The sequence below is a fragment of the Anaerovirgula multivorans genome (assembly GCF_900188145.1).
GTDB lineage: Bacteria > Bacillota > Clostridia > Peptostreptococcales > Natronincolaceae > Anaerovirgula > Anaerovirgula multivorans.
Window position 1 is genome coordinate 129,496 of record NZ_FZOJ01000009.1, and the last position, 24,888, is coordinate 154,383.

The following is a 24,888-nucleotide window of genomic DNA, read 5'->3' on the forward strand; positions in this document are numbered from 1 at the left end:
TATACTAATCAAAGGAGATGGAAGATGTGTGTGGAATTGTTGGGTGGACAAATTTGAAGGAAGATATATCAACGCAAAGACATATTATAGAATCAATGACATGCCAGTTAAGCAAAAGAGGGCCTGATGATGTGGCAATTTTTCAAAAGAAAGATGTTCTTTTCGGGCATCGACGCCTTGTGGTAGTAGACCCCGAAGGGGGAAAACAACCTATGACCAGAAGGATAGGGGATTATGCTTATACTGTTATTTATAATGGAGAGCTATATAACACCGAGGATTTAAGAAAGGAATTAATAGAAAAGGGACATCGCTTCCACTCTTATTCCGATACAGAGGTGCTATTGGTTTCTTATATAGAGTGGGGAATAGACTGTGTTAAAAAGTTTAATGGAATTTTTGCCTTTGGTATATGGGATGAAAAGGAAAGAAGTCTGTTTATGGCAAGAGACCCGCTAGGAGTAAAGCCATTGTTTTATACAAAGGCAGGCAACCACTTTATGTTTGCATCTGAGATTAAGGCTTTGCTAGCTCATCCCTTAGTAGAGCCAATCGTTGGTGAAGAAGGAATAGCAGAGATATTTGGGTTAGGTCCTGCAAGATCTCCAGGCAATGGGGTATATAAAAACATTCATGAGGTGCCTCCAGCCCATTGGTTACTGTACAAGAATGAGGGCTATAAGTTAAAGCAGTATTGGCAGCTAGAAAGCAAGGAGCATACTGACAGCTTTGAAACAACAGTAGAGCATGTAAGACACCTATTAATAGATGCCATCGAAAGACAGCTAGTATCGGATGTACCGGTCTGCACCTTTTTATCAGGGGGTGTAGATTCCAGCGCCATATCTTCCGTTGCCGCCAATGCATTTAGAAGAGATGGGAAAGGTCAGCTTAACACCTATTCTATCGATTATGTAGATAACAACTTATATTTTAAAGCCAACGAGTTTCAGCCTAATTCCGACAGCGCTTATATAGAAATGATGAAAAATCATATCGGCTCAGAGCATCATAATATTCTTCTAGATATACCCCAATTGTTTACGGCATTAGAGGATGCAGTAAAAGCCAATGACTTACCAGGAATGGCGGATGTAGACTCTTCTCTATATCTCTTTTGTAAAGAAGTGCGAAAAAATGCTACTGTAGCTTTATCAGGGGAATGTGCAGATGAAATCTTTGGTGGGTATCCGTGGTTTACAAGAGCAGAAGATATAACTGCCGATACTTTTCCATGGGCAAAATCTACAAAGGAAAGAATGGGAATTATCTCCAAAGGCTTTAGAAATATATCATTAGAAGATTATGTAGCAGCTAAATATGAAGAAACCATCAAAGAAGTACCAAGGCTTGATGGAGAATCTCAACAACAGAATAGGATGAGGGAGTTATTTTACCTCAATATGAAATGGTTCATGATTACCCTGTTGAATAGAAAAGATCGCATGAGCATGGCCAACAGTTTGGAGGTAAGGGTGCCCTTTGCTGACTACCGACTTGTAGAGTATCTTTGGAATGTACCATGGGAAATGAAATATCATACTCAACAGGAAAAGGGATTGTTAAGAAAGGCTATTCAAGGTATCCTACCAGAGAAAGTATTGAATAGAAAAAAGAGTCCTTATCCTAAGACCCATCATCCCCTATACACAAAGATGGTGCAGCAAAAGATGAAGGAAATACTGCAGGATACTACTTCTCCGCTACTTGATGTCATTAATATATCAAGAGTAATGGAGATCACAGAAACAGGCGGAGCCTCCTTTGGTAGGCCTTGGTTTGGTCAACTAATGACAGGGCCTCAGCTTCTAGCCTTCTTAATACAGGTAAATATATGGATGAAGGAGTATAAAGTAAGAATACAATAAAAAATATAAAAGTTTTTAAAATATGAGTTGAATCAAAGATTTTTACTCCCGTCTATTATAAATTGGTTAAAGAATATGAAAAAAATTCTTCTCAAGAATTATTAGAGAAAATTGATAAAGTTAATAGAGAACTAGAAGATGAACACGATGGAGCTGGCGACGTACTGAAAAAGCTTCGAGAAGTTACCAATGGCTTTGAGGTGCCTACTGGAGGCTGCCACAGCTTCCAATTAACCTATAAAGGACTAGAAGCATTGGAGTGGGATATTTTCCAACATGTTCATTTGGAAAATAATATACTTTTTCCAAGGCTAGATGTAGAAATGAAAAAATAGTAGATCATAGTGAAAAGCCCAACAAATTTGTTGGGCTTTGATATTATCTAACTAAATTTAAGACAACAATAACACTACCTATCGTCCAAGTATAATAGGAAAAGTAGTAAAGCTTTTCTTTTTTGATAAAGTTGATCAAGGCTCTTATAGCAAGAACTCCTGCTATAAAGGAAGCCAGAATACCCGCAAAAAGAATGGAAAAGCTAATATCCCCTGCACCATGAGTGATCACATCTTTTGTTTCTAATAGCACAGCTCCTCCTATAGAGGGAATAGAAATTAAGAAGGAAAACTTGGTAGCCAACTCCTTATTAAAGCCTCGAAATAAAGATCCTACAATGGTAGAGCCTGAACGGGAGATTCCTGGAGTAATGGCAAATCCTTGAAAGATCCCTACAATAAGAGCATCTACCCAATTCATCTGTTTAATATTTCTTTTACCGCTGTGAATCCTCTCAGCCGTCCATAGAAGGGTACCTGTTATGATTAGGGAGATACCAATGATGAGCTGAGATCTATAAAAGCCTTCGAAGATATCCTTAAAAAAGATTCCCATCAACCCAGTAGGAATGGTGGCTACAATGATTAAAACCCCTAGCTTTCTATGATCATTATTTATTCTAAAGCCCTTACCTTTGAAAACATCAAAAATCATCAAGATAAATTCCTTGCAAATTAGAAAGATATCCGATGAATAGACGAAGAAGATAGAAATAAGGGTTCCAAGATGGAGCATTACTGTTAGAAACAGTATTTTATCCTCAGGAGTATTTAATAGGTGTTGGGCTACTGATAAATGGCCAGAGCTACTGACAGGTAAGAATTCTGTTAACCCCTGGACAATACCTAATATAATGGCTTTAACAATTGTCAAAAAAACACCTCCTCTAAAATGTATATAACCTAATCAATTATACCACAATTACAATAAATTATTATCCCAACAATAATAGTTTTTATTGTAAAAGATTAAAAAATAATAAATTTACATTGAAGTAGTTTATCATATTGTGTAGACTTAATTTAATAGGTAGCTCAAACAAGGACTTATGAGATATAAGTATCTAATACCAATGCCAAAGGATGATTATAAATGTTTAAAAACAACAGCTTTATAAAACGGTTTACCGACATGATGTCGGAGGGCTTTATTTTTATAGATACTACTGGAAAAATACAGATATATAACAATAAAGCAAAAGAAATCTTTGGAATAAATGATCATGAAGGCATAGATCATAGGACTGGAACGATTCAAAAGGGAGATATCGTTATTATAGGAGACAACTGCCTAGGCAAGGACGATGGCAACCTTACTCCCAAAGCCTTAAAACAGTTAGGCATTCATGATCATCACATTGAAATTGGAGATGCTATTGCAGCTGTTGGCGTTATAGATATTCCTGATGTAGAACCTATGTATAGATACAGTAAATCAGGTGCACTAGTGCTAGAAAAAAGATTTCTTGAAAATGATATCAATGTAGTAATAGATACTATTAAGAAAACTATAAAAATAGAAGTAAATCATCAGGAATTTTTACTATCCTACAATAACGCTATAGGTCATATGGTAGTGCTAGATGGGGAAACAAGAGAAGTGAAATTTTACCAAACAAAGGGATACACCGCTAGAGGAGAAGGTATACAGGATTTACTTTCCGGCAAACATTATCGAGCTAAAGGTAAATATGCTGATATCTTTGATGTTATTGGCAAAAACATTTTTGAAATCCATAGCCATAGCGCTACCATTGAAGAGTTTTATGAAGTAGCACAGGGGAAAGACCTCAGCTATAAGGAAAAGTTTACTGAAATCAATGGGCGTTCTACCATCTGCACACTAGAACCTATTAATCATAAGAGCAAAAGGGTAGGAGCAGTCCTAAAGGTAGAGGATATTTCAGAGATAAAGAAAGTAATCAGAGAAAGAGATGAAGCCCTTTTCCATCTGGAACGAATAGAAGAAAGGCTGAAGGAAAGGGAAGATATTTCTATTCTTTTTCCTGAGGTTATAGGAGAGGGTGAAGAAATCAGTCATGTAAGACATCTGGCTTATAAGGCATCAAGGTCTAACTCCACTGTTTTAATTTTGGGAGAGAGCGGCACTGGGAAAAGTATGCTGGCTAAAGGGATTCATCATGCCAGTAAATATAGAGACAAGCCCTTCATTTATGTTAACAGTAGCAGTATACCAGAGAATCTTTTGGAAAGTGAATTGTTTGGTTATGAAGGGGGTGCCTTCACAGGAGCTAGAAGAGAAGGAAAAATCGGTATGTTTGAAATGGCAGATGGTGGCACCATATTTCTAGACGAAATTGGAGAGCTATCTATTTCTCTACAGGCAAAACTGCTACAGGTTTTACAAAGCAAAAGCTTCTATAGGGTAGGGGGTAACAAAAGAATATCAGTAGATGTAAGAATCATTGCTGCCACTAATAAAAATTTAGAAGAGGAAATGGTAAAGGGAAGCTTTAGGGAAGATTTATATTATAGAATCAATGTATTTCCTATTTGGATTCCACCTCTTAGGAATAGAAAGCAGGATATATATTCTTTGGTAGAGAATATACTCCCTAAAATTTGCTCTCGAATAGGATGTCATCAGAAACATATGTCAGGGGAATCTATTCAAAAGCTATTAGATTACTCTTGGCCTGGAAATATAAGAGAATTGGAAAATATTTTAGAGCGAGCGGTGAATTTAACGGAAACCAACACCATATTATCAAAACATCTAGTACTAGGCACTATAAAGCAACATCAAGTAGACAGAGATACAGATATAAAAAGTTTAAAGGAAATTATATGGGAAGCAGAAAAGAAGGGAATTGAGGAGGCATTAAAGCTTTCAAACGGAAACAAAAACACAGCAATGGAAGCTTTAGGCATTGGCAAAACTAGTTTTTATGAAAAATTGAAAAAATACAGCATAAACTAGTCCTTAAATTCGGAATAGAGTTCGTAAAAATGAACTCTATTTTTAATGTTGATATTAACATATTTATTGTCCACATTTATTAGTATAAGGAAGATACGGTTCATAAAAACGGAAAGAAAGTGTTTGTTTTCTAATTAGTGGTTCTGTAGATTTTAAAAGAATCAGCAATTGTATTGGTTGGTATAATTATTGCATATAATTAGCATCATAGAATAATAAACAAAAGGAGATGCAGATGGTGATGGAGTTGAAGGAGAGAAACAATCATTTTATTTTTTCGGGATGTGATACAGTTAAGTTAGCGCAAGAATATGGCACCCCTCTATATGTGATTTCAGAGGATATCATTCAGGAAAGATGTAAAGAAATAAGAGAAGCTTTTTTAGATAAATATTCAAATACTAAGGCTGCTTATGCTAGCAAAGCCTTTTTAACGTTGGCAATGTGTAAGATTATTGATAGAGAAGGTCTAGGACTTGATGTCGTATCAGGTGGAGAGCTATATACAGCTATAAAGGCAGGCTTTCCTACAGAAAAGATTATGTTTCACGGGAACAACAAATCATGGGAAGAGCTAGAGATGGCAGTAAAAAACGATGTTGGAAGGATCATTGTCGATAACCTCTATGAGTTAGAAATACTAGGGGAGATTGCAAAGCAACATCAAAAGAAAGTTAAAGTTCTTTTCCGTGTTACACCAGGAATACAGGGACAAACCCATGAATACATTATTACAGGACAGAAGGATTCAAAGTTTGGTATGCCTCTTGAGACACAAAAGATTTATGAAGTAGTAGAGGAAGTTATGGCATCAGAATATATAGAGTTGACTGGATTTCACTTCCATTTAGGTTCTCAATTGTTTGAAAATGATATCTATATCGGTGCGATTCATGTGATGATTCAGTTAGCACAGGAATTAAAGGAGAAGCTAGGATTTATTCTTACTGAATTAAATACAGGAGGAGGATTTGGAATTCGTTATACAGATCATGATAAACCAAAACCTCTACATTTCTTTACCGGCGCTATTATGGAGACTGTAAAGGAACAATGTGATAAGTATCATTTAGATATGCCGACAGTGATTATAGAGCCTGGCAGATGGATTGTGGGGGAAGCGGGAATTACCCTTTATACAATGGGAGCCATTAAAGAAATACCAAATATTCGAATCTATGCCAGCATAGATGGAGGATTGCCAGATAACCCAAGGCCCGCACTATATAGAGCTAAATATGATGCAATTGTAGCTAATAAGACTAATGAAGCCCCCAGTATGACGGCAACGATCGCTGGGAAATGCTGTGAATCAGGGGATATTCTAATATGGGATTTAAAAATCCCTAAAATAGAAGCAGGAGACACTTTAGCAGTATTAAGTACTGGCGCCTACAACTTTTCTATGGCAAGCAACTATAATAAATTACCTAAACCGGCAGTAGTCTTAGTGAAGGAAGGAAAAGCAGAAGTTATAGTGGAAAGAGAGAGCTATGAAAATCTGCTGGATAGAGAAATTGTTCCTGAATATCTAAAAAAATAACATAAATTAAATAGATAAAATTTTATAATGGCCCTAAGATATTAAAATAGTTATTGTACGGAATTCCTAATATTTTTCAATCAATAGAAAAAAGAAAGAATATTATTGCAATTAAATTCTTAGGGGCATATAATTATTCTATAAAAATAGAAATATATGGTAAAAATGAGAGCTGCTTTAGACTGGTATAGAGGATGTCTATAACCAGTCAAGGAGAGCTTAGCAGGATAGAATAGATGGAAATTTAAAAGTAATGGGGGGGAGAATTATTATGAGATTACCAGTATGTATTTCTTTGGCGAATCTACCTACAAAGATCGAAAGGCTAGAAAGAATATCAAAGGAGCTAGGAGGCATTAATCTTTACATAAAAAGAGATGATCAAACCGGTTCTGAAATTGCTGGGAATAAAGTAAGAAAGCTGGAATTTACAGTCAAGGAAGCTTTAGATAAAGGCTGCGATACCTTGATTACCTGTGGAGGGATTCAATCTAATCATGCTAGAGCCACTGCTGCGGTTGCAGCAAGGTTGGGGTTGAAATCTTTTTTGGTTTTGAGAAGTGATGAGACACCTGTTTTAGAAGGAAATTACTTTTTAGATAAGCTTTTAGGGGCCGAAGTCAAGCTGATTACGTCAAAGGACTATGCCACAGCAAGAAATCAAATCATGAAGGATCTAAAAGAATCGTTGGAGAAAGCAGGACATAGCCCTTATATCATACCTGAAGGAGCTTCTAACGGTATTGGTAACTTTGGATATTTCAAAGCTATGGAGGAAATTAAGAGACAGGAAGAAGAAATGGGTATCAGCTTCGATGGAATAGTTGTTTCGGTCGGCTCTGGAGGAACCTATGGCGGTTTATTTCTGGCCAATAAGCTTTATGGCTATGGTAAGAGGATTATTGGTGTCAATATATGTGATGACGCAGATTACTTTAAAGATAAAATAAGCAGTATTTTAGAAGAAAGCTTTCAGTACATAGAAGAAACAATTGATTACCGTAGAGATGAAATAGAAATTATAGAGGGATATGTAGGAAGAGGCTATGCCTTAAATAATAAGAAAGAACTAGATTTCATTTATAAATTTTCGGCTATGGAAGGGGTGATTTTAGATCCGGTTTATACTGGGAAGGCTATGTATGGACTAACAGAAGAAATCAAAAAGGGGAATATAAAGGGAATAAAAAACCTTTTATTCATCCATACCGGTGGAGTTTTTGGCCTATTTCCTAAAAAAGATTTGTTTGGGTTATAACAATAAGATGAGAAGTAGCCTATTTTAAACAGTGACAGCAAGGAACAGAAGAAAAAATTGATAAGCTAAGGGGGAAGAATTATGAGCGAAACAAACAAAAAAAGCGTATGGCAAGCCTATAAGTTCCCAATTGTTTTACTTTGTTCCATTTTTTTAGGTAGCATGATTGGTCTTGTGATGGGGGAAAAAGCTGTAATATTTCAACCATTGGGAGATATATTCTTAAGAATGATGTTTACCATCGTTGTGCCTTTAGTCTTTGTAACAATTAGCAGTGCCGTATCAAGTATGGGAAATATGAAAAGACTAGGTAAAATCTTAGCCAATCTTTTATTAGTCTTTGCCATTACAGGAATAATTGCTTCTATTATTATGATTGTTACAGTGAATATATTTCCACCAGCTAAGGGTGTTATCCTTGAGATGCCACAGGCTGAGATGTTAGAGCCTTTTAAAACTACTGATCAAGTAGTGAAGGCCTTCACAGTAGGAGATTTTCCTGAGCTAATATCTAGAAGGAATATGCTTCCACTTATTGTTTTTTCCATTTTCTTTGGATTGTGCGTTAGCTTAGTAGGAGAAAAGGGGAAAGTAATCGCTAACGGATTAAATGCTTTGTCAGATATTTTCTTAAAGATGGTGTCATTGATTATGTACTATGCTCCTATCGGGTTAGGCGCGTATTTTGCTTCTCTTATCGGAACCTTTGGACCAGAACTATTGGGATCCTATGCTAGAGCGATGGCGGTCTATTATCCAGTTTGTGTTATTTACTTCTTTGTGGCCTTTACAGGTTATTCATATTTTGCAGGGGGTAAGGAAGGGGTTGTTACTTACTTCAAGAATATTATTAATCCAGCTATTACTTCTTTAGCTACACAAAGTAGTATTGCGACTTTACCTGTCAATTTAGAGGCCACAAGAAGATTAGGGGTACCTAAAGATATTCGAGATATTGTTTTACCAATAGGAGCCACCGCCCATATGGATGGATCCTGCTTAAGTGCCATACTAAAAATCTCTTTTATGTTTGGTATTTTTAATATGCCATTTCAAGGAATCGGAACCTATGTGAGTGCGATTGTATTAGCCGTACTAAGCGGAGTCGTTATGTCAGGGGTTCCGGGAGGAGGGCTTATTGGTGAGATGCTTATCGTGACTATGTACGGATTTCCTCCAGAGGCTTTCCCTATCATCGCTACCATAGGTTACTTAGTAGATCCACCGGCAACTATGATTAATGTTACTGGAGATACTGTAGTGGCCATGATGATTACTAGAATCATCGAAGGTAAGGATTGGATGAAGAAAAAGCTAGAAATACCAGCTTAAAGAATAGATAATAGGAATTGTCAAGGAAACATCTACTGTAGATTATAATACGGTAGGTGTTTTTTTATATACTAGGAAAGTTCTACTTTCCTAGTATATAAAAAATAGGGGTTGTAGGGGATGAAATCCCCTGCCCGCCTTCAGGAAGGTGCTCAGACAGCTTTGCTGTCGTCGAAGGAAACCTAGGGTTTCCTAGCGAAAGCATCGAAGATGCTTTTTTTATCTATTATGTAAAGCATTTATGGAGCAGATGATGCATAAGATTATATAAAGAAGGGTCAAGCTTATCTGAGGAGGTGAAGTACCAGAAGGAATTGTGGTTAGAAGAGTAATTAAATTGTATTTTCAACATTTTTTTACAAAGAGAAGGAGGAAAGATTTATATGATTAATGTCGTCTGGTTTTTATTTATTGCAATAGGCGTTTTTGTAGGAGTCTTCACTGGAAACATCGAAGCAGTTACAGAGGCAGCGATTAACAGTGCTAAAACTGCTGTTGATATATCATTAGGGCTCATTGGGGTTATGGCCTTATGGCTTGGAATTATGAAAATTGCAGAAGTATCTGGACTTATTAAAACAATTGCCAGAGCCTTAAGGTTTATCATGGTGCCATTATTCCCAGATGTACCAGAAGACCATCCAGCGATGGGAGCAATGATTATGAATATGGCAGCAAATGTTTTAGGATTGGGAAATGCTGCTACGCCATTGGGGTTAAAAGCAATGCAAGGATTACAAGAATTAAATCCCCATAGAGATACTGCAAGTAATGCAATGTGTACTTTTTTGGCAATTAATACTTCTTCTGTAACCTTAATCCCTGCAACTGTTATTGCCATTCGTGCCGCTGCTGATTCAGCAAATGCAACGGATATTATCGGACCAACGATTATAGCAACGATAGCTTCTACAGCAGCGGCGATTATAGCAGTTAAATTATTACAGAAATTGCCAATGTTTCAAATTAAGCCAGAAAACTTAAAGAGGGCAAGCAACTAATGGGGGGAATGAATGATGTTTATTACTATTGTTGATGGTATATCTAAATATGCAATACCATTTATTATTTTAATAATACCTGCTTTTGGTTTTTTTAAGAAAGTAAAAGTATATGAGGCTTTTACTGATGGAGCAAAAGAAGGCTTTTACACAGCAGTTAGAATTATTCCTTATTTAGTAGCGATGTTAGTTTCAATTGGGATCTTTAGAGCTTCTGGAGCAATGGATCTATTAGTGAATCTTGTAAGCCCCATAACTAATTTAATAGGTATGCCTGGAGATGTGCTGCCCATGGCTATCATGAGACCACTATCTGGTGGTGGAGCACAGGGGATTATGAGTGAATTAATCACTACCCACGGACCAGACTCTTTAATCGGTAGAATGGCTTCTGTTATGAATGGCTCAACAGAAACAACCTTCTATGTTTTAGCAGTATACTTTGGTTCAGTAGCTATTAAGAAGACAAGGCATGCGTTGCCTGCAGGATTAATCGCGGATGCTGTAGGTTTAGTTACAGCAGTTGTTGTAGTAAGGCTAATGTTTGGTGCATAAAATCGCATAATATAATAGCATATAATAAGGGCTTCCTATAGCCCTTATTATATTGATGCTTTTTCATAAAAAAAATAATATACTAATATATATAAACTAAGTTTTTGAATGAAAGGCGGCGATCCATCATGTTAAAACCAAAGGCGTTAAAATCAGGTGATACCATAGGAATTATTGCTCCAGCCAGTCCTTCAACAGAGAAGAAGGTAAAATTAGTTCAGGAACAGATGGCTGCTTTAGGTTATCGAGTAAAGTTTGGCCAAAGCTGTTACGAAACCCATGGTTATTTAGCTGGGAGTGATGTTTTAAGGGCAAAGGATATAAACCATATGTTTAAGGATAAAGAGGTACAGGGAATCATTTGCCTGAGGGGTGGCTATGGTACAATGAAAATACTACATAAGTTAGATCTTGAGGCTATTAAAAGTAACCCTAAAGTATTTGTAGGCTATAGCGATATAACTTCTTTGCATCTTGCTATGAACCAGATGTGCAATTTAGTGACCTTCCATGGACCAATGGCAGCCTCTGATATTTCAAAAGGATTAGATGATTTTACTAAGGATTCTTTTTTCAAAGTCATAAGCAAGTCAGAAGCAGTAGGGCTCATTAAAAATCCTAAAGATAGTAGAATGACTTGCCTAGTTGAAGGGGAAGCTAGAGGCAGGATTGTAGGGGGAAACCTAGCGTTAATTACCGCTACTATGGGAACGCCATATGAAATTGATACGAAGGGAAAACTATTGTTTTTAGAGGATATTGGGGAAGTACCCTATCGGATTGATAGAATGCTAACCCAGTTGGCCTTAGCTGGGAAGTTTGATGATGCAGCTGGGATTATATTGGGAGATTTCAACAATTGTGAAGCTCCTAAAGGGGAAGAGAGCTTAAGTTTTATGGAGGTACTTGAAGAAATCCTTATACCCTATGGTAAGCCAACCATTTACAATTTGCAAGCAGGTCATTGCTCTCCTATGATCACCTTACCTCTTGGTGTAGAAGCTGTGTTAAAGGCTACTGAAACTAAATTATATATCGAGGAGGTCGCCACAAGCTAATGGAGACAAAATCATCAGTGTTACAGCAAGCAAAAGCTATGAAGGATTGGCTAGTAGAGGTTAGAAGAGATTTTCACCGAAATCCTGAGCTAGGGATGGAGGAAATTAGAACCCAAAAGAAAATTCTACAGTATCTTGATGAAATGGGAATAGAAACTATTGCTGGCATGGCGAATACAGCTGTGGTGGGCATCATAAAAGGAAAAAAAACAGGAAAAACAGTGGCCCTTAGAGCTGATATGGATGCTTTGCCGATGCAGGATTGTAAAAAAGTGCCTTATAAGTCAGAGGTAGAAGGAAAAATGCATGCCTGCGGACATGATGCCCACGTGACGATTTTGTTAGGGGCAGCGAAGTTGTTAAAAACCATGGAACACAGTATCCATGGGACAATCAAGCTATTTTTTCAGCCAGCAGAAGAAACTGTAGGAGGAGCGAAGCCCATGATTGAAGCGGGGGTACTGGAGGAACCTAAGGTAGATGCTGTTCTAGGTTTACATGTTACTCCAGAAATGGTTACTGGACAAATCGGAATAAAGTATGGTCAAATGAATGCTTCCTCCGATACAATAAAGATCAATATTTATGGGGCTAGCACTCATGGGGCTTATCCTCATGGGGGGATAGATGCTATTGCAGTGACTGCCCAGGTGATTACAGCTTTGCAGACCATTGTTAGCAGAAACATTGATCCAAGAGATGCCGCTGTGGTTACTATAGGGAAGATTCAAGGAGGAACACTAGGAAACATCATAGCCAACAAAGTAGAAATGGTAGGGACTGTTAGAACCTTGAACCCCAGCATAAGAAATAAAGTTTTAAACAGACTAACGGAGATTGTAGAGAGAGTAGCGGAGGGTTTAGGGGGAAAAGGAGAAGTTATTAGGGAAGAAGGTTACACTGCCTTGATTAACCATGATATCATTGTGGATGCGGTGGTTCAAAACGGTAGGGAACTATTAGGAAAAAAAAATGTCATCATGATAAAATCACCTAGCTTAGGGGTAGAGGACTTTGGGTATTTTTTAGAAAGGGTTCCAGGTGCCTTTTATAGATTAGGATGTAGGAATGAAGAAAAGGGAATAATTCATCATGGACACAGCAACTTATTTGATGTGGACGAAGATTGTCTGCCTTTAGGGGTAGCATTACAGGTGAAAAACGTACTAACATTGCTAGGAAAGGAAGAAACAGATGAGGGAGCTAGAAAATAACATCCAACATCGATGCAGGTGTAATGTATTGCCAAAACTCCCGCTGAATTGTAGTCGAATTTTATTTAGAAAATTTGATTAAGATATATTGACAAATATATCTATAAGAAATATTATAATTACATAATAATATAATTATAAATACATTCAAAGGAGGAATTGCAGATGGTTATTAAAGTGTTAGGTTCAGGGTGCAAAAATTGCAAGACATTAGAAGAAAATGTAAAGGAAGCGTTACAGCAGCTTAATCTTCAAGGGGAAATAGAGAAGGTGACAGACTTTAAATCAATCGCTGAATATGGGGTTATGAAAACTCCAGGACTTGTAGTGAATGAAAAAGTGGTAGCATCAGGGAAGGTTTTAGGCGTAGATGAAATAAAAAATCTAATAGGGTAGATAGCATTTGTTAAAGAGGCTTGTCTTTGGTGGATAGGCCTTTCTTTTCGCTTACTTTATGGTAATTGAAAAGACTTTTTTCTATAGAAATAGGGGAGAAAAGCTTTTTCTCCCCTATTTTGTGGATAGTCATTCTATTTGATTTTTGTACAAGCTTTACAGATCGCGATAGCAGGGTCATTCTCAACACCCTTCATTCTGGCACATTCCTCACTATAGTCCTCTAACTCATTTAAAGGAGCCTCTAAAAATCTTGAAAATTCATTTTGAGCTTTGTAGAGGAGATCTTTATTTAAGGAATAGATGGTTCTTTGACCTTCTTTTTCTACTTCCACCAATGTCGCATGTTTCAATATTTTTAAATGCTGGGAAATACGGGGTTGGCTAATATTCAAAATTCCCTCAAGCTCACATACATACATTGGTTTAATTGATAACAGCTTAATAATTTTAATTCTTGTACTTTCACCTAAGGCTTTAAAAATCACTTCAAAATCCATATTCAACCTCCGTTATCTCAAAATGTAGACATGATATTTATTATAGCATACTTCTTTTCTGGTGGTTATATCATATTACTTGAAACTTTAATTCTCTGTTCGGCTCAAAAATTGCCAAAAATTGAAAAGTATAAATTTCTTAATTATAAATTACCCATAACTTCATCTATATAATCTAATAATTTCAAGTTAGCTTCATAGTAAATACGTTTGAGGGTAATACTAAATATTGTATTGTCAAAAGAAGGCAAAACAATTATGAAGAAATATAGAATAGGAGTTGGAACAATGCTGATTGTATTTACTAGAGCCCTTATACTATATGGTTTAGTAGTACTGGTTATGAGAATGATGGGTAAAAGGCAGATTGCAGAGATGCAGCCCTTCGAATTGGTTATTACAATTATGATTGCAGATTTAGCTGCTACCCCTATGGAAAATACTGGGGTGCCATTATTAAATGGTGTTATACCAATCGTAACCCTTTTATCTGCACAAGTAATCGTATCCTATTTATCCTTAAAAAGTGAAACCTTTAGAGAAATCGTATGTGGCAAACCCAGTATAATTATTGACAAAGGAAATATCGTTCAGTCAGAGGTCACTAGACTGAGAATCAATATGAATGATCTTTTAGAACAGCTGCGTGGCAAAAGTTATCTAAACCTAAGTGATGTGGAGTATGCTATATTGGAAACCAACGGACAGATTACTATTATACCTAAGGCAGAAAAAAGAAATGTTCTTACCAGTGATTTAGGAGTACCGGTTCAACCAGAAGAACTACCAATTACATTGATCGTGGATGGAAAATTGATTGAGAAAAACCTTCAAAAAAGTGGACATAACCACCAATGGATAATGAATCGATTAAAACAAAACAATATAAATAATATAGAAGATGTATTCTTTGCATTTTTATCCTCTGAGAGGATGTTCTATTCTCAACCAAAGGAAAAAACAACAAAGCAAGGAGGTTAACCCATGAAGGTGGTAGTTATAACGGTATTGATACTTGTGTTATTTTTTGTCTCCTCCTTATATATGAATCATTACATAACAAGAAGTTCAGAAGAAGTAGTTAATAAAATTGAAAAACTGGAAGAGTCCATTGAAAAAAACAATTGGGAAGAAGCACAACTCTATATGAAAGAGACTGCAGAAGAATGGAATAAAACAAAGAAGGTATGGCTAATCTTCTTAGAACACTATGAAATAGATAAGATAAATATTGTATTGGCACGATTACAAAAATTTACAAGCATCGAAAAAGACACTGAGGCACTGGGAGAAATCGCAGAGTTCAAACTTCTAGTAAAACATGTTGTGGAAAAGGAAGCTTTTAAGATCACTAATATTTTGTAATGTAATGAATATAGAGACTCCTATTATTTACCTCTAGATAAATAGGGTAACATAGCTTATCATGGATTATGTAAACCATAACTATGATAGGGAGGAGTTTACTGTCTATGAAAAAAATATTACGCTTCACCATAACAATAGGAGTAATTATGCTATTGTTAGTGCCTTCTTTTGCTGAAGCGGCGCAAGTACATCGAGTAGCTAGGGGAGAGACCATGTTTTACATTGCCCAGAGATATAGATTGACTGTTGATGAGTTGGTAGCTCAAAATGGTTATTTAAGAAATCCTAGCAAAATTTTTGTAGGGCAAGTATTAATTGTACCAAAACAGTTAGAACCCAATGTGTATATCGTACGTCAAGGAGATACTTTATTTAGAATAGCAGAAAAATTAGAGGTGACTATGCCTGCGTTAGCCGCAGAAAACAATATCAGTAACTGGAATCATATTTTTGTGGGACAAAAACTTTCTGTTCCTGCTAAGGCTACGAATCCATCTACAGCACTAGCACCTTCTCAAGCAGTAGTTTCTAATGATTATGTGGTAAAAAGAGGAGACACTCTATACAAAATATCTCAAGAGGTAGGAGCACCCATGGCAGCGCTAGCTGAGGCCAACAACTTAAAGGATTGGAATACTATTTATGTGGGACAAGGTTTAAAGGTACCTTCAACATCAGTAACACAACCTGTTGAAACTCCGAAACAACCAGAGACTACTCCACAATTAACAATGGCTCAGCTAGCAAAAATGTATACTGATACCTTCTATTTAAAGGGTTCAGCCAATACAAATAAAATTGCTTTGACCTTTGATGACGGACCGAATCAAAAATATACAACACAAATACTAGATGTGTTAAAACAGCATGGAGTGCCTGCTACTTTCTTTGTATTGGGTAGTAAAGTAGAAAGACATCCAGAAATCTTGCAACGTATAGTTGAAGAAGGCCATGTGGTAGGTAACCATACATGGATTCATCCAGATCTCAGTAAAGTAACACAAAGCAGTTTAGTTAGTGAGATACAACAAACAGAAGACATCATCCATGAGGTTACAGGAGTAAGAACTGGACTAATGCGACCACCCTATGGAAGTCTTAATCAAGAGGGAATGGAAAAATTAAGAGACATGAATTATAAAGTAATTAACTGGTCTGTGGATTCTGTAGATTGGAGAGACCAAGATGTAGATCAAATATTAATTAACACCTTGCCGGATGTAAAACAGGGTGGTATCCTATTATTCCATGATGCAGGTGGAGATCAGCAAACTAGAGCTGCAACTGTTGCAGTATTACCTGAATTGATTTATACTTTAAAAATGCAAGGATATGAGTTCGTAACAGTGGACGAGCTATTAAGTGTTCCAACGTATAAATAATATTTTAAATGAGTCTATATCTTGAACAAGATATAGACTCATTTTATGAAAATAGCTCTAGATTTTTTCAGCAAAGGCTTTACCAAGTTCAAAGCATTGTTTTAAGGTTTCCTCTGAAGGGGTAAACTTTTTGCCAAGTGGTTCAAAGGGCAGTTTAAAGGCCATTTGCTTTAATAAACTATGGGCCATTTGTAGTCCTTCTCCACTCCAACCATAGGAGCCAAATACTCCTGCTACCTTACCCATATTGGCCATTGGATCAATAAGGGAGAGAAGATCCCACATAGGTTTAACCATGGTCTTATTAATCGTAGGAGAGCCTAAAAGAATGCCTTTAGATGTATTGATGGCATAATGAATGGCTTCTAAATCTTCCTTTTCTGCATCAATAAATTTAACTGTTGCACCAGCTGCCTCTAAGCCTTCCTTAATTTTCTCAGCCATGATTTCTGTGTTTCTATAGGCGGACAAGTAAAAAACTGCCACTTGGCTTTGATTTCTTGTACTCATTTCTTTAGTTGACCATGCAAAGTAATTTGTTATGGCATCTTGAGGCTTTTCGCTTAAGATAGGTCCATGGGAAGGGAGTATGGCATCTATAGCTAAATCCTTAATTTTCTCATGAGCATTTAAGTAATGCTGAGCAAAGGGCTCCATAATGCAACGATAATAATGCTTAATGGCATCGGGATATTCTATCTTATTAACAGCTTCATGCTCTATGGCGCAATAGTGAGAACCAAAACAATCGCAAGAAAATAGAGTTTTATCTGTCTTACTATAGACAAACATTGTATCAGACCAATGGAGGAATGGAGCAGTAATAAAAGTTAATTTTCTGCTTCCGATATCTAATTCTTCTCCGTCTTTGATTACATGATATTTAAATTCTCTATTTACCTGTTCTTGAAGAAATATACTTGCTGCCTTTGTACAAAATATTTCTACATCAGGATTGATTTCTAAAATGTATTTTAAACTTCCGGCATGATCTGGTTCAGTATGATTAATAATTACATAATCAATTTCTCTGATATTTGTTAGTTTTTTTAGTTTTTCTAAATACTCATCTTTAAAATTTGCCTTAACTGTATCGATCAGTACTTTTTTTTCATCATTAATGAAATAAGAATTGTAGGTGGAGCCATGGGGAGTTTTCATAATAATATCAAAGGTTTCCAAATCCGGGTCTAATACTCCTGTCCAAAAAATTTTGTTTTTAATTTCAAAAGCTTCCATTATATAACCTCCTTCAACTTTCAATAAAAGTATACCCAATAGGTTTAAGTATAAACACATTCCATAAGTTTTATTTTGTAACAGGGGTAATAAATGATAAAGAAAATAGAAATAATAGAAATAATTAATAAAATAAGGAGGGGTTATTTTGGATTTTAATAGAGCTCAGGAAATTGTTAATTCTCCAAATCACATCGAAATACTTCATCAAGGAAAATCTGTGTGGATTACAGGATTAGATGCTCAAAGGCAGGTGGCAAAAGTACAGGATGAAGAACATGTTGCAGAAGGTATAAAAGAAGTGCCAATACAGCAACTAATAGAAAATGGTGTAATAAAGTAAGCAAAAATAAAGGTAGATAGTGATGATCTACCTTTATTTTTTTTGTGAATAGTATTGACTTCATTAAAGAATACATATAAAATATAATTAAACAAACACATGAACATATATTCATATGTAATGGAGGGATGGAATGAAGAAGGAGATCGAGGTTTGTGAAGTGCAATGCATTCACGAAGAAGACGTAAAGGAAGTTAAAGAAAATATGCTACAGGATACAATTCTTAATGATATGGCAGAATTCTACAAGGTATTTGGGGATGTTACAAGGATTAAAATACTTTATGCATTACTTCAAAAAGAAATGTGTGTATGCGATATTGCTGCTGTATTGGAAATGAATCAATCGGCGGTATCTCATCAGCTAAGGATTTTGAAGAGCCATCGACTAGTTAAGTACAGAAGAGATGGCAAAGTTATTTATTATTCCTTAGATGATGAACATGTTAAGAGGGTCTTTAATGAAGGATTACATCATCTTCAGCATAGCTAAAAAATAATAACAGGTAGTGAGGGGGACAAACATGGAAAAACTAGAAGGAGTTAAAAAGACAGGAAAAGAGGGGCAGAACACTTTTTTAGTAGAGGGTGTGGATTGCCCCAACTGTGCTCTGAAGGTTGAGAGAAGAATTCAAATGATTGAAGGCATAAAAGAAGCTACTTTAAACTTTTCTACTTCTAAGCTATATGTAAAGCATGATGGTCAAATAGAGGAAATTCTGCAGGCATTGAAGGAAACAGGACATCAAGGTAGATTACTGGAAGCCACAAGAAAAAATAAAGGTATTCAACAGGAAGTTGCATGGTATCAGAACAAAAAGACGGTGATGACTTTTATTTCTGGTATTTTCATAGTGTTCGGGTTTATGGTACAATTTTTAAGCAGTAATAGAGATATATCAACACCACTTTTTGCACTGGCTATGATATCAGGAGGATATTACGTAGCTAAAAGCGGATTATTTGCACTTAAATCCTTTAGTCTAGATATGAATTTCTTAATGATGGTGGCTGCAATTGGAGCAGCTTTATTAGGTGAGTGGTCGGAGGGAGCTGCTGTAGTATTTTTGTTTTCTGTAGGGAATACATTACAGGTTTATACTATGGATAAAACAAGAAAATCCATATCACAATTGATGGAATTAGCCCCAAATGAAGCTCTCCTTAAGACATTAAGTGGTGAAATCATGGTTCCGGTTGAGGAACTATCTATAGGAGATCTAGTGATCATTAAACCAGGAGAACGAATACCAATAGATGGCGTTGTAGCTAAAGGGTATTCCTCTGTGAATCAAGCTCCGATTACAGGAGAGTCTATTCCGGTGGAGAAGGCAGAGGGTAACGAGGTTTTTGCTGGTACCATCAATCAACAAGGGTTGTTGGAGATTAAGGTAACAAAACTAGTAGAGGATACAACTCTATCAAAGATAATGAATATGGTAGAAGAGGCACAAGCACAAAAGGCTCCCTCTCAGCAATTTGTTGATAAATTTGCAAAATACTATACTCCTATTGTAGTATTATTGGCGATTTTCATTGCAGTGATACCACCGATTTTCTTAGGAGTAGAGTTTGCACCATGGATTAAAAAAGCATTAATTTTGTTAGTGATTTCTTGTCCATGTGCCCTTGTCATATCCACTCCTGTTTCTATTGTATCCGCAATAGGCAATGCTTCTAAGGAAGGAATCCTTATTAAAGGAGGAGCTCATCTAGAAGAAACAGGTAAAATCACGGCAATAGCTTTTGATAAAACCGGGACATTGACGGTAGGAAGACCTTCAGTAGTGGATATAGATAGGACCTCTAGTCATAGTAGAGAAGAGGCGTTAAAAATTGCTGCTTCATTAGAAAAAGCATCAGAACATCCAATAGGAAGAGCTATTGTTGAAAAGGCAGCTTTGGAGGGAATTACTTTAGACTTAAATCTAGAGGAGTTTGAAGCTATTATAGGGAAAGGAATTAAAGGAAAAGTAGGGGGGGAAATTTATTATTTAGGAAACTCACGGTTATTCCAGGAGATTTCTATAGAGATGAAAGATATAAAGGAAAAGATTGAAGGTTATCAAAAGGAAGGAAAAACTGTCATACTATTAGGAGATGAAGAAAGGGTCATTAGTATATTTACTGTTGCAGATGAAGTGAGAAGCATGAGCAAGAATGCTATTCAACAGTTGAAGAAGGCAGGTATTGAAAAGACAATTATGCTAACAGGAGACCATCCTAATACTGCTGCTGCTGTAGCTAATGCTACAGGAATAGAAGAATTTAAAGGCCAGTTGTTACCAGAAGATAAACTCCAGGTAATCAAGAATTTAGTGGTAGAATACAAAAACGTGGCTATGGTAGGAGACGGTATTAATGACACACCGGCATTAGCAACCGCTTCTGTGGGTATAGCTATGGGAGCTGCAGGGACAGATGCGGCATTGGAAACTGCAGACATTGCCTTAATGGGAGATGATTTAAACAAGCTGGCTTATACTGTACTGCTAAGCAGAAGGGCATTAAAGATTATTCGTGAGAATATTATCTTTTCTATATTCATTAAAGTAGTATTTCTAATATTGACTTTTATGGGAAGAGCTAATTTATGGATGGCAGTATTTGCTGATACTGGGGCTTCAATTATTGTTATATTAAATGGGATGAGGCTTTTAAAAAAAAATAAGAAGTCCTAGAATTGAAAAACTAACGATAATGATTATTAAATAAAAAAAAATATCAAAAACTAATTTTTATGTGTTTAAATATATTTTTCAGGGGAATATATTAATTGATGGTTAATCAAAAGATAAACCAAATTTAATTAATAAGCTCAGGAGGTATATACATGGCAGAAAGATTAGTAGGTGTGCAAGCCCCACATTTTGAAATGAAGACAGTAGATGGATTAGGACAAGATTTTGGGAAAGTATCATTGAATGATTATAGTGGTAAATGGTTAGTGATGTTTTTCTATCCACTAGATTTTACCTTTGTTTGCCCAACTGAAATCACTGGTTTCAACAAAAAAATTGAAAGCTTTAAAAAACTAAATGCTGAAATATTAGGAGTAAGTACAGATAGTGAGCATTCCCATAAGGCATGGATCAATACAGCTCAAGACAAAGGTGGCTTAGGGCAACTTCAATTTCCATTAGCATCTGATATGACACAAAAAGTAGCTAGAGATTATGGCGTATTGATTGAAGATGAGGGTATCGCTTTAAGAGGACTGTTTATCATAGACCCAGAAGGAGTTTTAAGATATTCTGTTGTCCATGACTTAAATGTTGGAAGAAGTGTTGATGAAACATTAAGAGTGCTTCAAGGATTGCAATCTGGAGGCTTATGCCCAATCGATTGGGAACCAGGAGATGAGCATTTATAATTGTAAAATAGTCTTAGGAAGATTTAAAAGACGATTCTAGGTGAAAGATAAGGGGAGCTTTTGGAACTCCCCTTTTAATATGTATTTACTTATTCATCTCAGTTGCCTTGATAGCCAATGCGGCTCCGATTGCATATGCCTGCTGCAGAATATTTTCATCCTTCATAATAGGGTGCTGATCTACATTAGGAATAAAGAGATTGCCTTCATGGCTGGTATTGATGGATTTAAAATATAAATCCATGATGGGTAACGTAGCATCAAAAAGATGAGGATTTTCTGACATACCTGCTGTACAAATAAAATATCCTAAACGTTTTTTTTCTTTATCAATTAAGGAATGATTTAGCACATATTTGCTTGACCAAATAGCTTGATTCCGATCAATAATTGTCTTCAATTGAGCACTGACGCTATTGAAGTATAAAGGAGAAGATAGAATGACAATATCTGTTGCATCAAACTTTTCATAGAGCTTTTCCATATCATCCTTCAAGACACATCCCCTTTTTCTAGTACAGCCATCACAGGCTTTGCAGGGCTGAACATTCAATTTATCAGCATAAATTTTTTCGATAGCTACTTGATTTTCACAGGTTTTTTCTATACCCTTAAGCATATGGGTAACTAAAGTATCGTTATTTTTTCCTTTTCTAGGGCTTCCCACAATTCCCAAAACCTTTAACATAGTGTTCCTCCTGAATATATGTGTATTTTTAGGGACTTTCCATATTAAATACATTTTATCACAAATAGCACCAATTTACTCTTAAGTCTATAGAAAAGTTTCTACAGCATCGGAGGTAAGAGAGGCATAAAGGATAGCGGTAGAGCATATATGTAATATGAAAAAAGTTGAAAAGGAGATCCATATGAAGAAAAAAATGAGACTCTTGTGCTTTATAACCCTGATGCTTCTAGTAATAGGGGTATTTGGTAGAAATTATTTATTTATCGATGATTTTATTAAATCTAAAAACAATGGTGAACAGGAAAATATAATAACCGAGGCCAACAGCTACACAACTGAAAACTATCAAAGCTTTTTTACAGAAAATGGAGAAATTGACATAGTAGATTCAAACTATATGGTTGCTTTAACGGAAGTATTTTATAATCTAGATAAATACCAGGGGAGAGGGATCACATTAGAAGGTTTTGTACATAGAGAAGCGTACTATGATGATAATCAATTTATGCTGGCAAGAACAGTGTCATCTTGTTGTGCAGAGCATGCAACAATGATGGGTTTGCTAAGTCATTGGGAGGATGCAGAAGAATTAAAGGAAGGTACTTGGATAAGCGTGAAGGGAATGTTACAGTCTACTGTCCACTACAGTCCTAAGATAGACAAAGGGGTAACTTGGCCAATGGTCATTGTAGAAGAACTAGAAATAATTGAAAAACCAGAGGAAGAATATATTTATCATGAATTATAAGATAGTTAAAAGCTTATAGATAACCAATTTTAAACTTTAATTGCACTCTGTGAAAGTGACTGACAGCAAATCAAAGATTTGGGTCATCTACTTTTGATATACACGGTCTACGGTTTCGCCCAAAACCATGGGCTGCAAATGTAGCCCTTAGTATATCAAAATTTCACCTTGTATAAGCGACTGACATGAAATCATAGATTTCAGTCATCTGCTTAAGTTCTGTAGTTGGTTACCTATATAGTAATAAAAAGCTATACATTATTTTATACTTTAAAATAATGTATAGCTTTTTATGAGATTTACAGCCTAATTTCATGTGAAGTAAAGAAAGTACAAAGCTTTTGAGTCTGTCATCCTGAGGGGTGAGGAAGGAACTGAGCTTTATTTTAGCGAAGTAAAAGTGGTTTGCAGCATTGAAACAATAGGCAGGTTGATTTCTAGCCAATAAATTATGAGACCAAAAATGACAGCTGGTATCGTTGTAATCACAGTGGCCCACAATGCAGAACGACGGTCAATTGCAATTAGAGGTAATAAAGCATCTCCATCCTGAGATACCGCATTGGCAAATAGGGCGGCAAAGGGCACTAGACCTCGAGTAAATAATGTAACAAATATAATTTGAGGGCCACAGCCAGGAATCAACCCAATAGCTGAACCAATAATAATCGATAATATACCTGTAGCTAATAGTACTGTCTCAATCATCCCTTCGCCAGTGGCATAATCACCACCACCAATGGCTAATACTAGGATTTCATAGGCTAAGAATCCAACAAATACCCATGTCACAACAAAGGCGGTATCTTGAGCATTATGGATAAAGGTTTCCTTCAAAGACATGGCCTTTAGTTCAGTTTCTTCATGGGTATCATCCCCAAGAAATTTTTTACTCATAATCATCATAAGGATAGAAAATGCTGTTCCTAAGGTTCCTATAACTAATCCTAAATTAGGGATGAAAAGCTCATTAATATCTACTTGAAGCAACAGTCCTATTCCTAAGGGTAAAGCAATCAGCATAATAAGCCAATATAGATAAAAACCATTATGGGTAAATCTGTAGCCCAAAGTATCATGACTTTGATGACCCTTCAACTTATGATGTAATAAAAGGTCAATTTCATCTCCTTCACTATGACCAATATGTTTGATGAGGTTATCATTACATCCTCCCATTCGATTGCATTCATATTGAAGTAGACTATGGTCAGCATTTGCATGGTCTTGATCAAGATCTTCCTTGCTCTTTCTTCTAGATTTATACTTTTCTAAGATTTCAATACCTAGGTTGGTTTTATCAACAGCATAACCAGTAATGATGGCAGCTATAAAAGAAAGAAAACTAATAATGAGGTACTGCAGTGGATGGCTGGCAATTAGTACAAAGGCTGAATCCCCCATTGTAGCTACCAAAGTAGCTATAACCGTACCAAAGCTTACTGCTCCTTTAAAAAATAAGGGCATAACGAAAATAGCCCCACCACAACCAGGCGTGAGTCCTAATAATGCCCCCAGCACAGGTTGCCATTTTTTTGATCTTTCTATAGAAGATATAAAATCTCCAGACTTTTTGAAGTTTATATATCCAAATAACAAAAGAACAAATCCAACAAAAACTCCTACCTCTAAAAAAGCACCTTCAGCGCTATCTAATACAAGTTCTAAAATGGTCACAAACAATAAGTTCTACCCCCTTATTTCATTTTCTATATAATTATACCCTCTGACTATGTAACCTAA

At 36.1% G+C, this 24,888-nt stretch carries 24 protein-coding genes; 19 read left to right on the forward strand and 5 right to left on the reverse strand.

From position 1 onward, the window contains the following. Nucleotides 1-17: 17 nt before the first annotated feature. Together asnB and CHB72_RS11450 are read left to right on the forward strand one after the other, a co-directional pair. The gene (gene asnB, locus CHB72_RS11445) at nt 18-1,868 is read left to right on the forward strand and encodes an asparagine synthase (glutamine-hydrolyzing) (RefSeq protein WP_334293325.1); all 1,851 of its coding nucleotides are present in this window, start codon (nt 18-20) and stop codon (nt 1,866-1,868) included. 62 nt (nt 1,869-1,930) lie between these two features. Beyond that, complete coding sequence (locus CHB72_RS11450) at nt 1,931-2,203, forward strand: hemerythrin domain-containing protein (protein ID WP_242975106.1); 273 nt, start codon at nt 1,931-1,933, stop codon at nt 2,201-2,203. Between the two features lie 43 nt (nt 2,204-2,246). On the opposite strand, the gene CHB72_RS11455 is transcribed toward CHB72_RS11450, so the two are convergent. Continuing rightward, nucleotides 2,247-3,077: an undecaprenyl-diphosphate phosphatase gene (locus tag CHB72_RS11455; RefSeq protein ID WP_089283009.1), complete on the reverse strand. Its 831-nt coding sequence runs from the start codon at nt 3,075-3,077 to the stop codon at nt 2,247-2,249. Nucleotides 3,078-3,296: 219 nt separating this feature from the next. Between CHB72_RS11455 and CHB72_RS11460 the strand changes: the two genes are divergently transcribed. The 9 genes from CHB72_RS11460 (at nt 3,297) to CHB72_RS11500 (ending at nt 13,501) form a co-directional block, all read left to right on the forward strand. Continuing rightward, nucleotides 3,297-5,144, forward strand: coding sequence for a sigma-54 interaction domain-containing protein (locus CHB72_RS11460; protein WP_089283010.1), 1,848 nt, complete (start codon nt 3,297-3,299; stop codon nt 5,142-5,144). A 241-nt stretch (nt 5,145-5,385) separates the two neighbouring features. Beyond that, entirely contained in the window at nt 5,386-6,687 is a 1,302-nt protein-coding gene (gene lysA, locus CHB72_RS11465; protein WP_089283039.1) for a diaminopimelate decarboxylase, read from the forward strand. 271 nt (nt 6,688-6,958) lie between these two features. Continuing rightward, nucleotides 6,959-7,945, forward strand: a complete 987-nt coding sequence (locus tag CHB72_RS11470; RefSeq protein WP_089283011.1) for a D-cysteine desulfhydrase family protein — start codon at nt 6,959-6,961, stop codon at nt 7,943-7,945. Nucleotides 7,946-8,026: 81 nt separating this feature from the next. After that, nucleotides 8,027-9,277, forward strand: a complete 1,251-nt coding sequence (locus CHB72_RS11475; protein ID WP_089283012.1) for a dicarboxylate/amino acid:cation symporter — start codon at nt 8,027-8,029, stop codon at nt 9,275-9,277. A gap of 383 nt (nt 9,278-9,660) precedes the next feature. Next, nucleotides 9,661-10,278 carry a nucleoside recognition domain-containing protein gene (locus CHB72_RS11480; RefSeq protein WP_089283013.1) on the forward strand — a complete coding sequence of 206 codons (618 nt, stop codon included), beginning with the start codon at nt 9,661-9,663 and terminating at the stop codon, nt 10,276-10,278. 12 nt (nt 10,279-10,290) lie between these two features. Next, nucleotides 10,291-10,833, forward strand: a complete 543-nt coding sequence (locus CHB72_RS11485; protein WP_278277833.1) for a spore maturation protein — start codon at nt 10,291-10,293, stop codon at nt 10,831-10,833. 128 nt (nt 10,834-10,961) lie between these two features. Further along, a complete protein-coding gene (locus CHB72_RS11490; RefSeq protein WP_089283015.1) occupies nt 10,962-11,891 on the forward strand; it encodes a S66 peptidase family protein in 930 nt (309 codons plus the stop codon). Then, nucleotides 11,891-13,105 carry a M20 metallopeptidase family protein gene (locus CHB72_RS11495; protein ID WP_089283016.1) on the forward strand — a complete coding sequence of 405 codons (1,215 nt, stop codon included), beginning with the start codon at nt 11,891-11,893 and terminating at the stop codon, nt 13,103-13,105. Before CHB72_RS11490 ends, CHB72_RS11495 begins: the two co-directional genes overlap by 1 nt. Before the next feature lie 165 nt (nt 13,106-13,270). Then, complete coding sequence (locus CHB72_RS11500) at nt 13,271-13,501, forward strand: thioredoxin family protein (RefSeq protein WP_089283017.1); 231 nt, start codon at nt 13,271-13,273, stop codon at nt 13,499-13,501. 134 nt (nt 13,502-13,635) lie between these two features. Here the strand turns inward: CHB72_RS11500 and CHB72_RS11505 are convergent, their stop codons facing one another. Next, entirely contained in the window at nt 13,636-14,001 is a 366-nt protein-coding gene (locus tag CHB72_RS11505) for an ArsR/SmtB family transcription factor (RefSeq protein WP_089283018.1), read from the reverse strand. A gap of 258 nt (nt 14,002-14,259) precedes the next feature. Between CHB72_RS11505 and CHB72_RS11510 the strand changes: the two genes are divergently transcribed. From CHB72_RS11510 to CHB72_RS11520, 3 genes are all read left to right on the forward strand, one after another. Beyond that, entirely contained in the window at nt 14,260-14,982 is a 723-nt protein-coding gene (locus CHB72_RS11510) for a YetF domain-containing protein (RefSeq protein ID WP_330397038.1), read from the forward strand. A 3-nt stretch (nt 14,983-14,985) separates the two neighbouring features. After that, a complete protein-coding gene (locus tag CHB72_RS11515; RefSeq protein ID WP_089283019.1) occupies nt 14,986-15,366 on the forward strand; it encodes a DUF4363 family protein in 381 nt (126 codons plus the stop codon). A 107-nt stretch (nt 15,367-15,473) separates the two neighbouring features. Beyond that, nucleotides 15,474-16,751 (forward strand): LysM peptidoglycan-binding domain-containing protein, encoded by a 1,278-nt coding sequence (locus CHB72_RS11520; RefSeq protein WP_176431331.1) that lies wholly within the window; start codon nt 15,474-15,476, stop codon nt 16,749-16,751. A gap of 57 nt (nt 16,752-16,808) precedes the next feature. Here CHB72_RS11520 and CHB72_RS11525 read toward each other — a convergent pair whose 3' ends face one another. Further along, nucleotides 16,809-17,990: an FprA family A-type flavoprotein gene (locus CHB72_RS11525; RefSeq protein ID WP_242975107.1), complete on the reverse strand. Its 1,182-nt coding sequence runs from the start codon at nt 17,988-17,990 to the stop codon at nt 16,809-16,811. A gap of 148 nt (nt 17,991-18,138) precedes the next feature. Between CHB72_RS11525 and CHB72_RS11530 the strand changes: the two genes are divergently transcribed. The 4 genes from CHB72_RS11530 to CHB72_RS11545 all read left to right on the forward strand — a co-directional run bounded on the left by CHB72_RS11530 (nt 18,139) and on the right by CHB72_RS11545 (nt 21,706). Continuing rightward, on the forward strand, nt 18,139-18,333 hold the full coding sequence (locus tag CHB72_RS11530; RefSeq protein ID WP_176431332.1) for an H-type small acid-soluble spore protein: 195 nt from the start codon (nt 18,139-18,141) through the stop codon (nt 18,331-18,333). Between the two features lie 133 nt (nt 18,334-18,466). Next, nucleotides 18,467-18,826 carry an ArsR/SmtB family transcription factor gene (locus CHB72_RS11535; protein ID WP_089283022.1) on the forward strand — a complete coding sequence of 120 codons (360 nt, stop codon included), beginning with the start codon at nt 18,467-18,469 and terminating at the stop codon, nt 18,824-18,826. Nucleotides 18,827-18,857: 31 nt separating this feature from the next. Beyond that, nucleotides 18,858-21,014, forward strand: a complete 2,157-nt coding sequence (locus CHB72_RS11540; protein WP_089283023.1) for a heavy metal translocating P-type ATPase — start codon at nt 18,858-18,860, stop codon at nt 21,012-21,014. Between the two features lie 152 nt (nt 21,015-21,166). Next, entirely contained in the window at nt 21,167-21,706 is a 540-nt protein-coding gene (locus tag CHB72_RS11545; RefSeq protein WP_089283024.1) for a peroxiredoxin, read from the forward strand. An 85-nt stretch (nt 21,707-21,791) separates the two neighbouring features. On the opposite strand, the gene CHB72_RS11550 is transcribed toward CHB72_RS11545, so the two are convergent. Then, nucleotides 21,792-22,394 (reverse strand): flavodoxin family protein, encoded by a 603-nt coding sequence (locus CHB72_RS11550; RefSeq protein ID WP_176431333.1) that lies wholly within the window; start codon nt 22,392-22,394, stop codon nt 21,792-21,794. Between the two features lie 184 nt (nt 22,395-22,578). Between CHB72_RS11550 and CHB72_RS11555 the strand changes: the two genes are divergently transcribed. Beyond that, a complete protein-coding gene (locus CHB72_RS11555; RefSeq protein WP_176431334.1) occupies nt 22,579-23,145 on the forward strand; it encodes a TIGR03943 family putative permease subunit in 567 nt (188 codons plus the stop codon). Nucleotides 23,146-23,526: 381 nt separating this feature from the next. On the opposite strand, the gene CHB72_RS11560 is transcribed toward CHB72_RS11555, so the two are convergent. Then, nucleotides 23,527-24,822 (reverse strand): putative manganese transporter, encoded by a 1,296-nt coding sequence (locus CHB72_RS11560; protein ID WP_242975112.1) that lies wholly within the window; start codon nt 24,820-24,822, stop codon nt 23,527-23,529. Between the last annotated feature and the right edge of the window lie 66 nt (nt 24,823-24,888).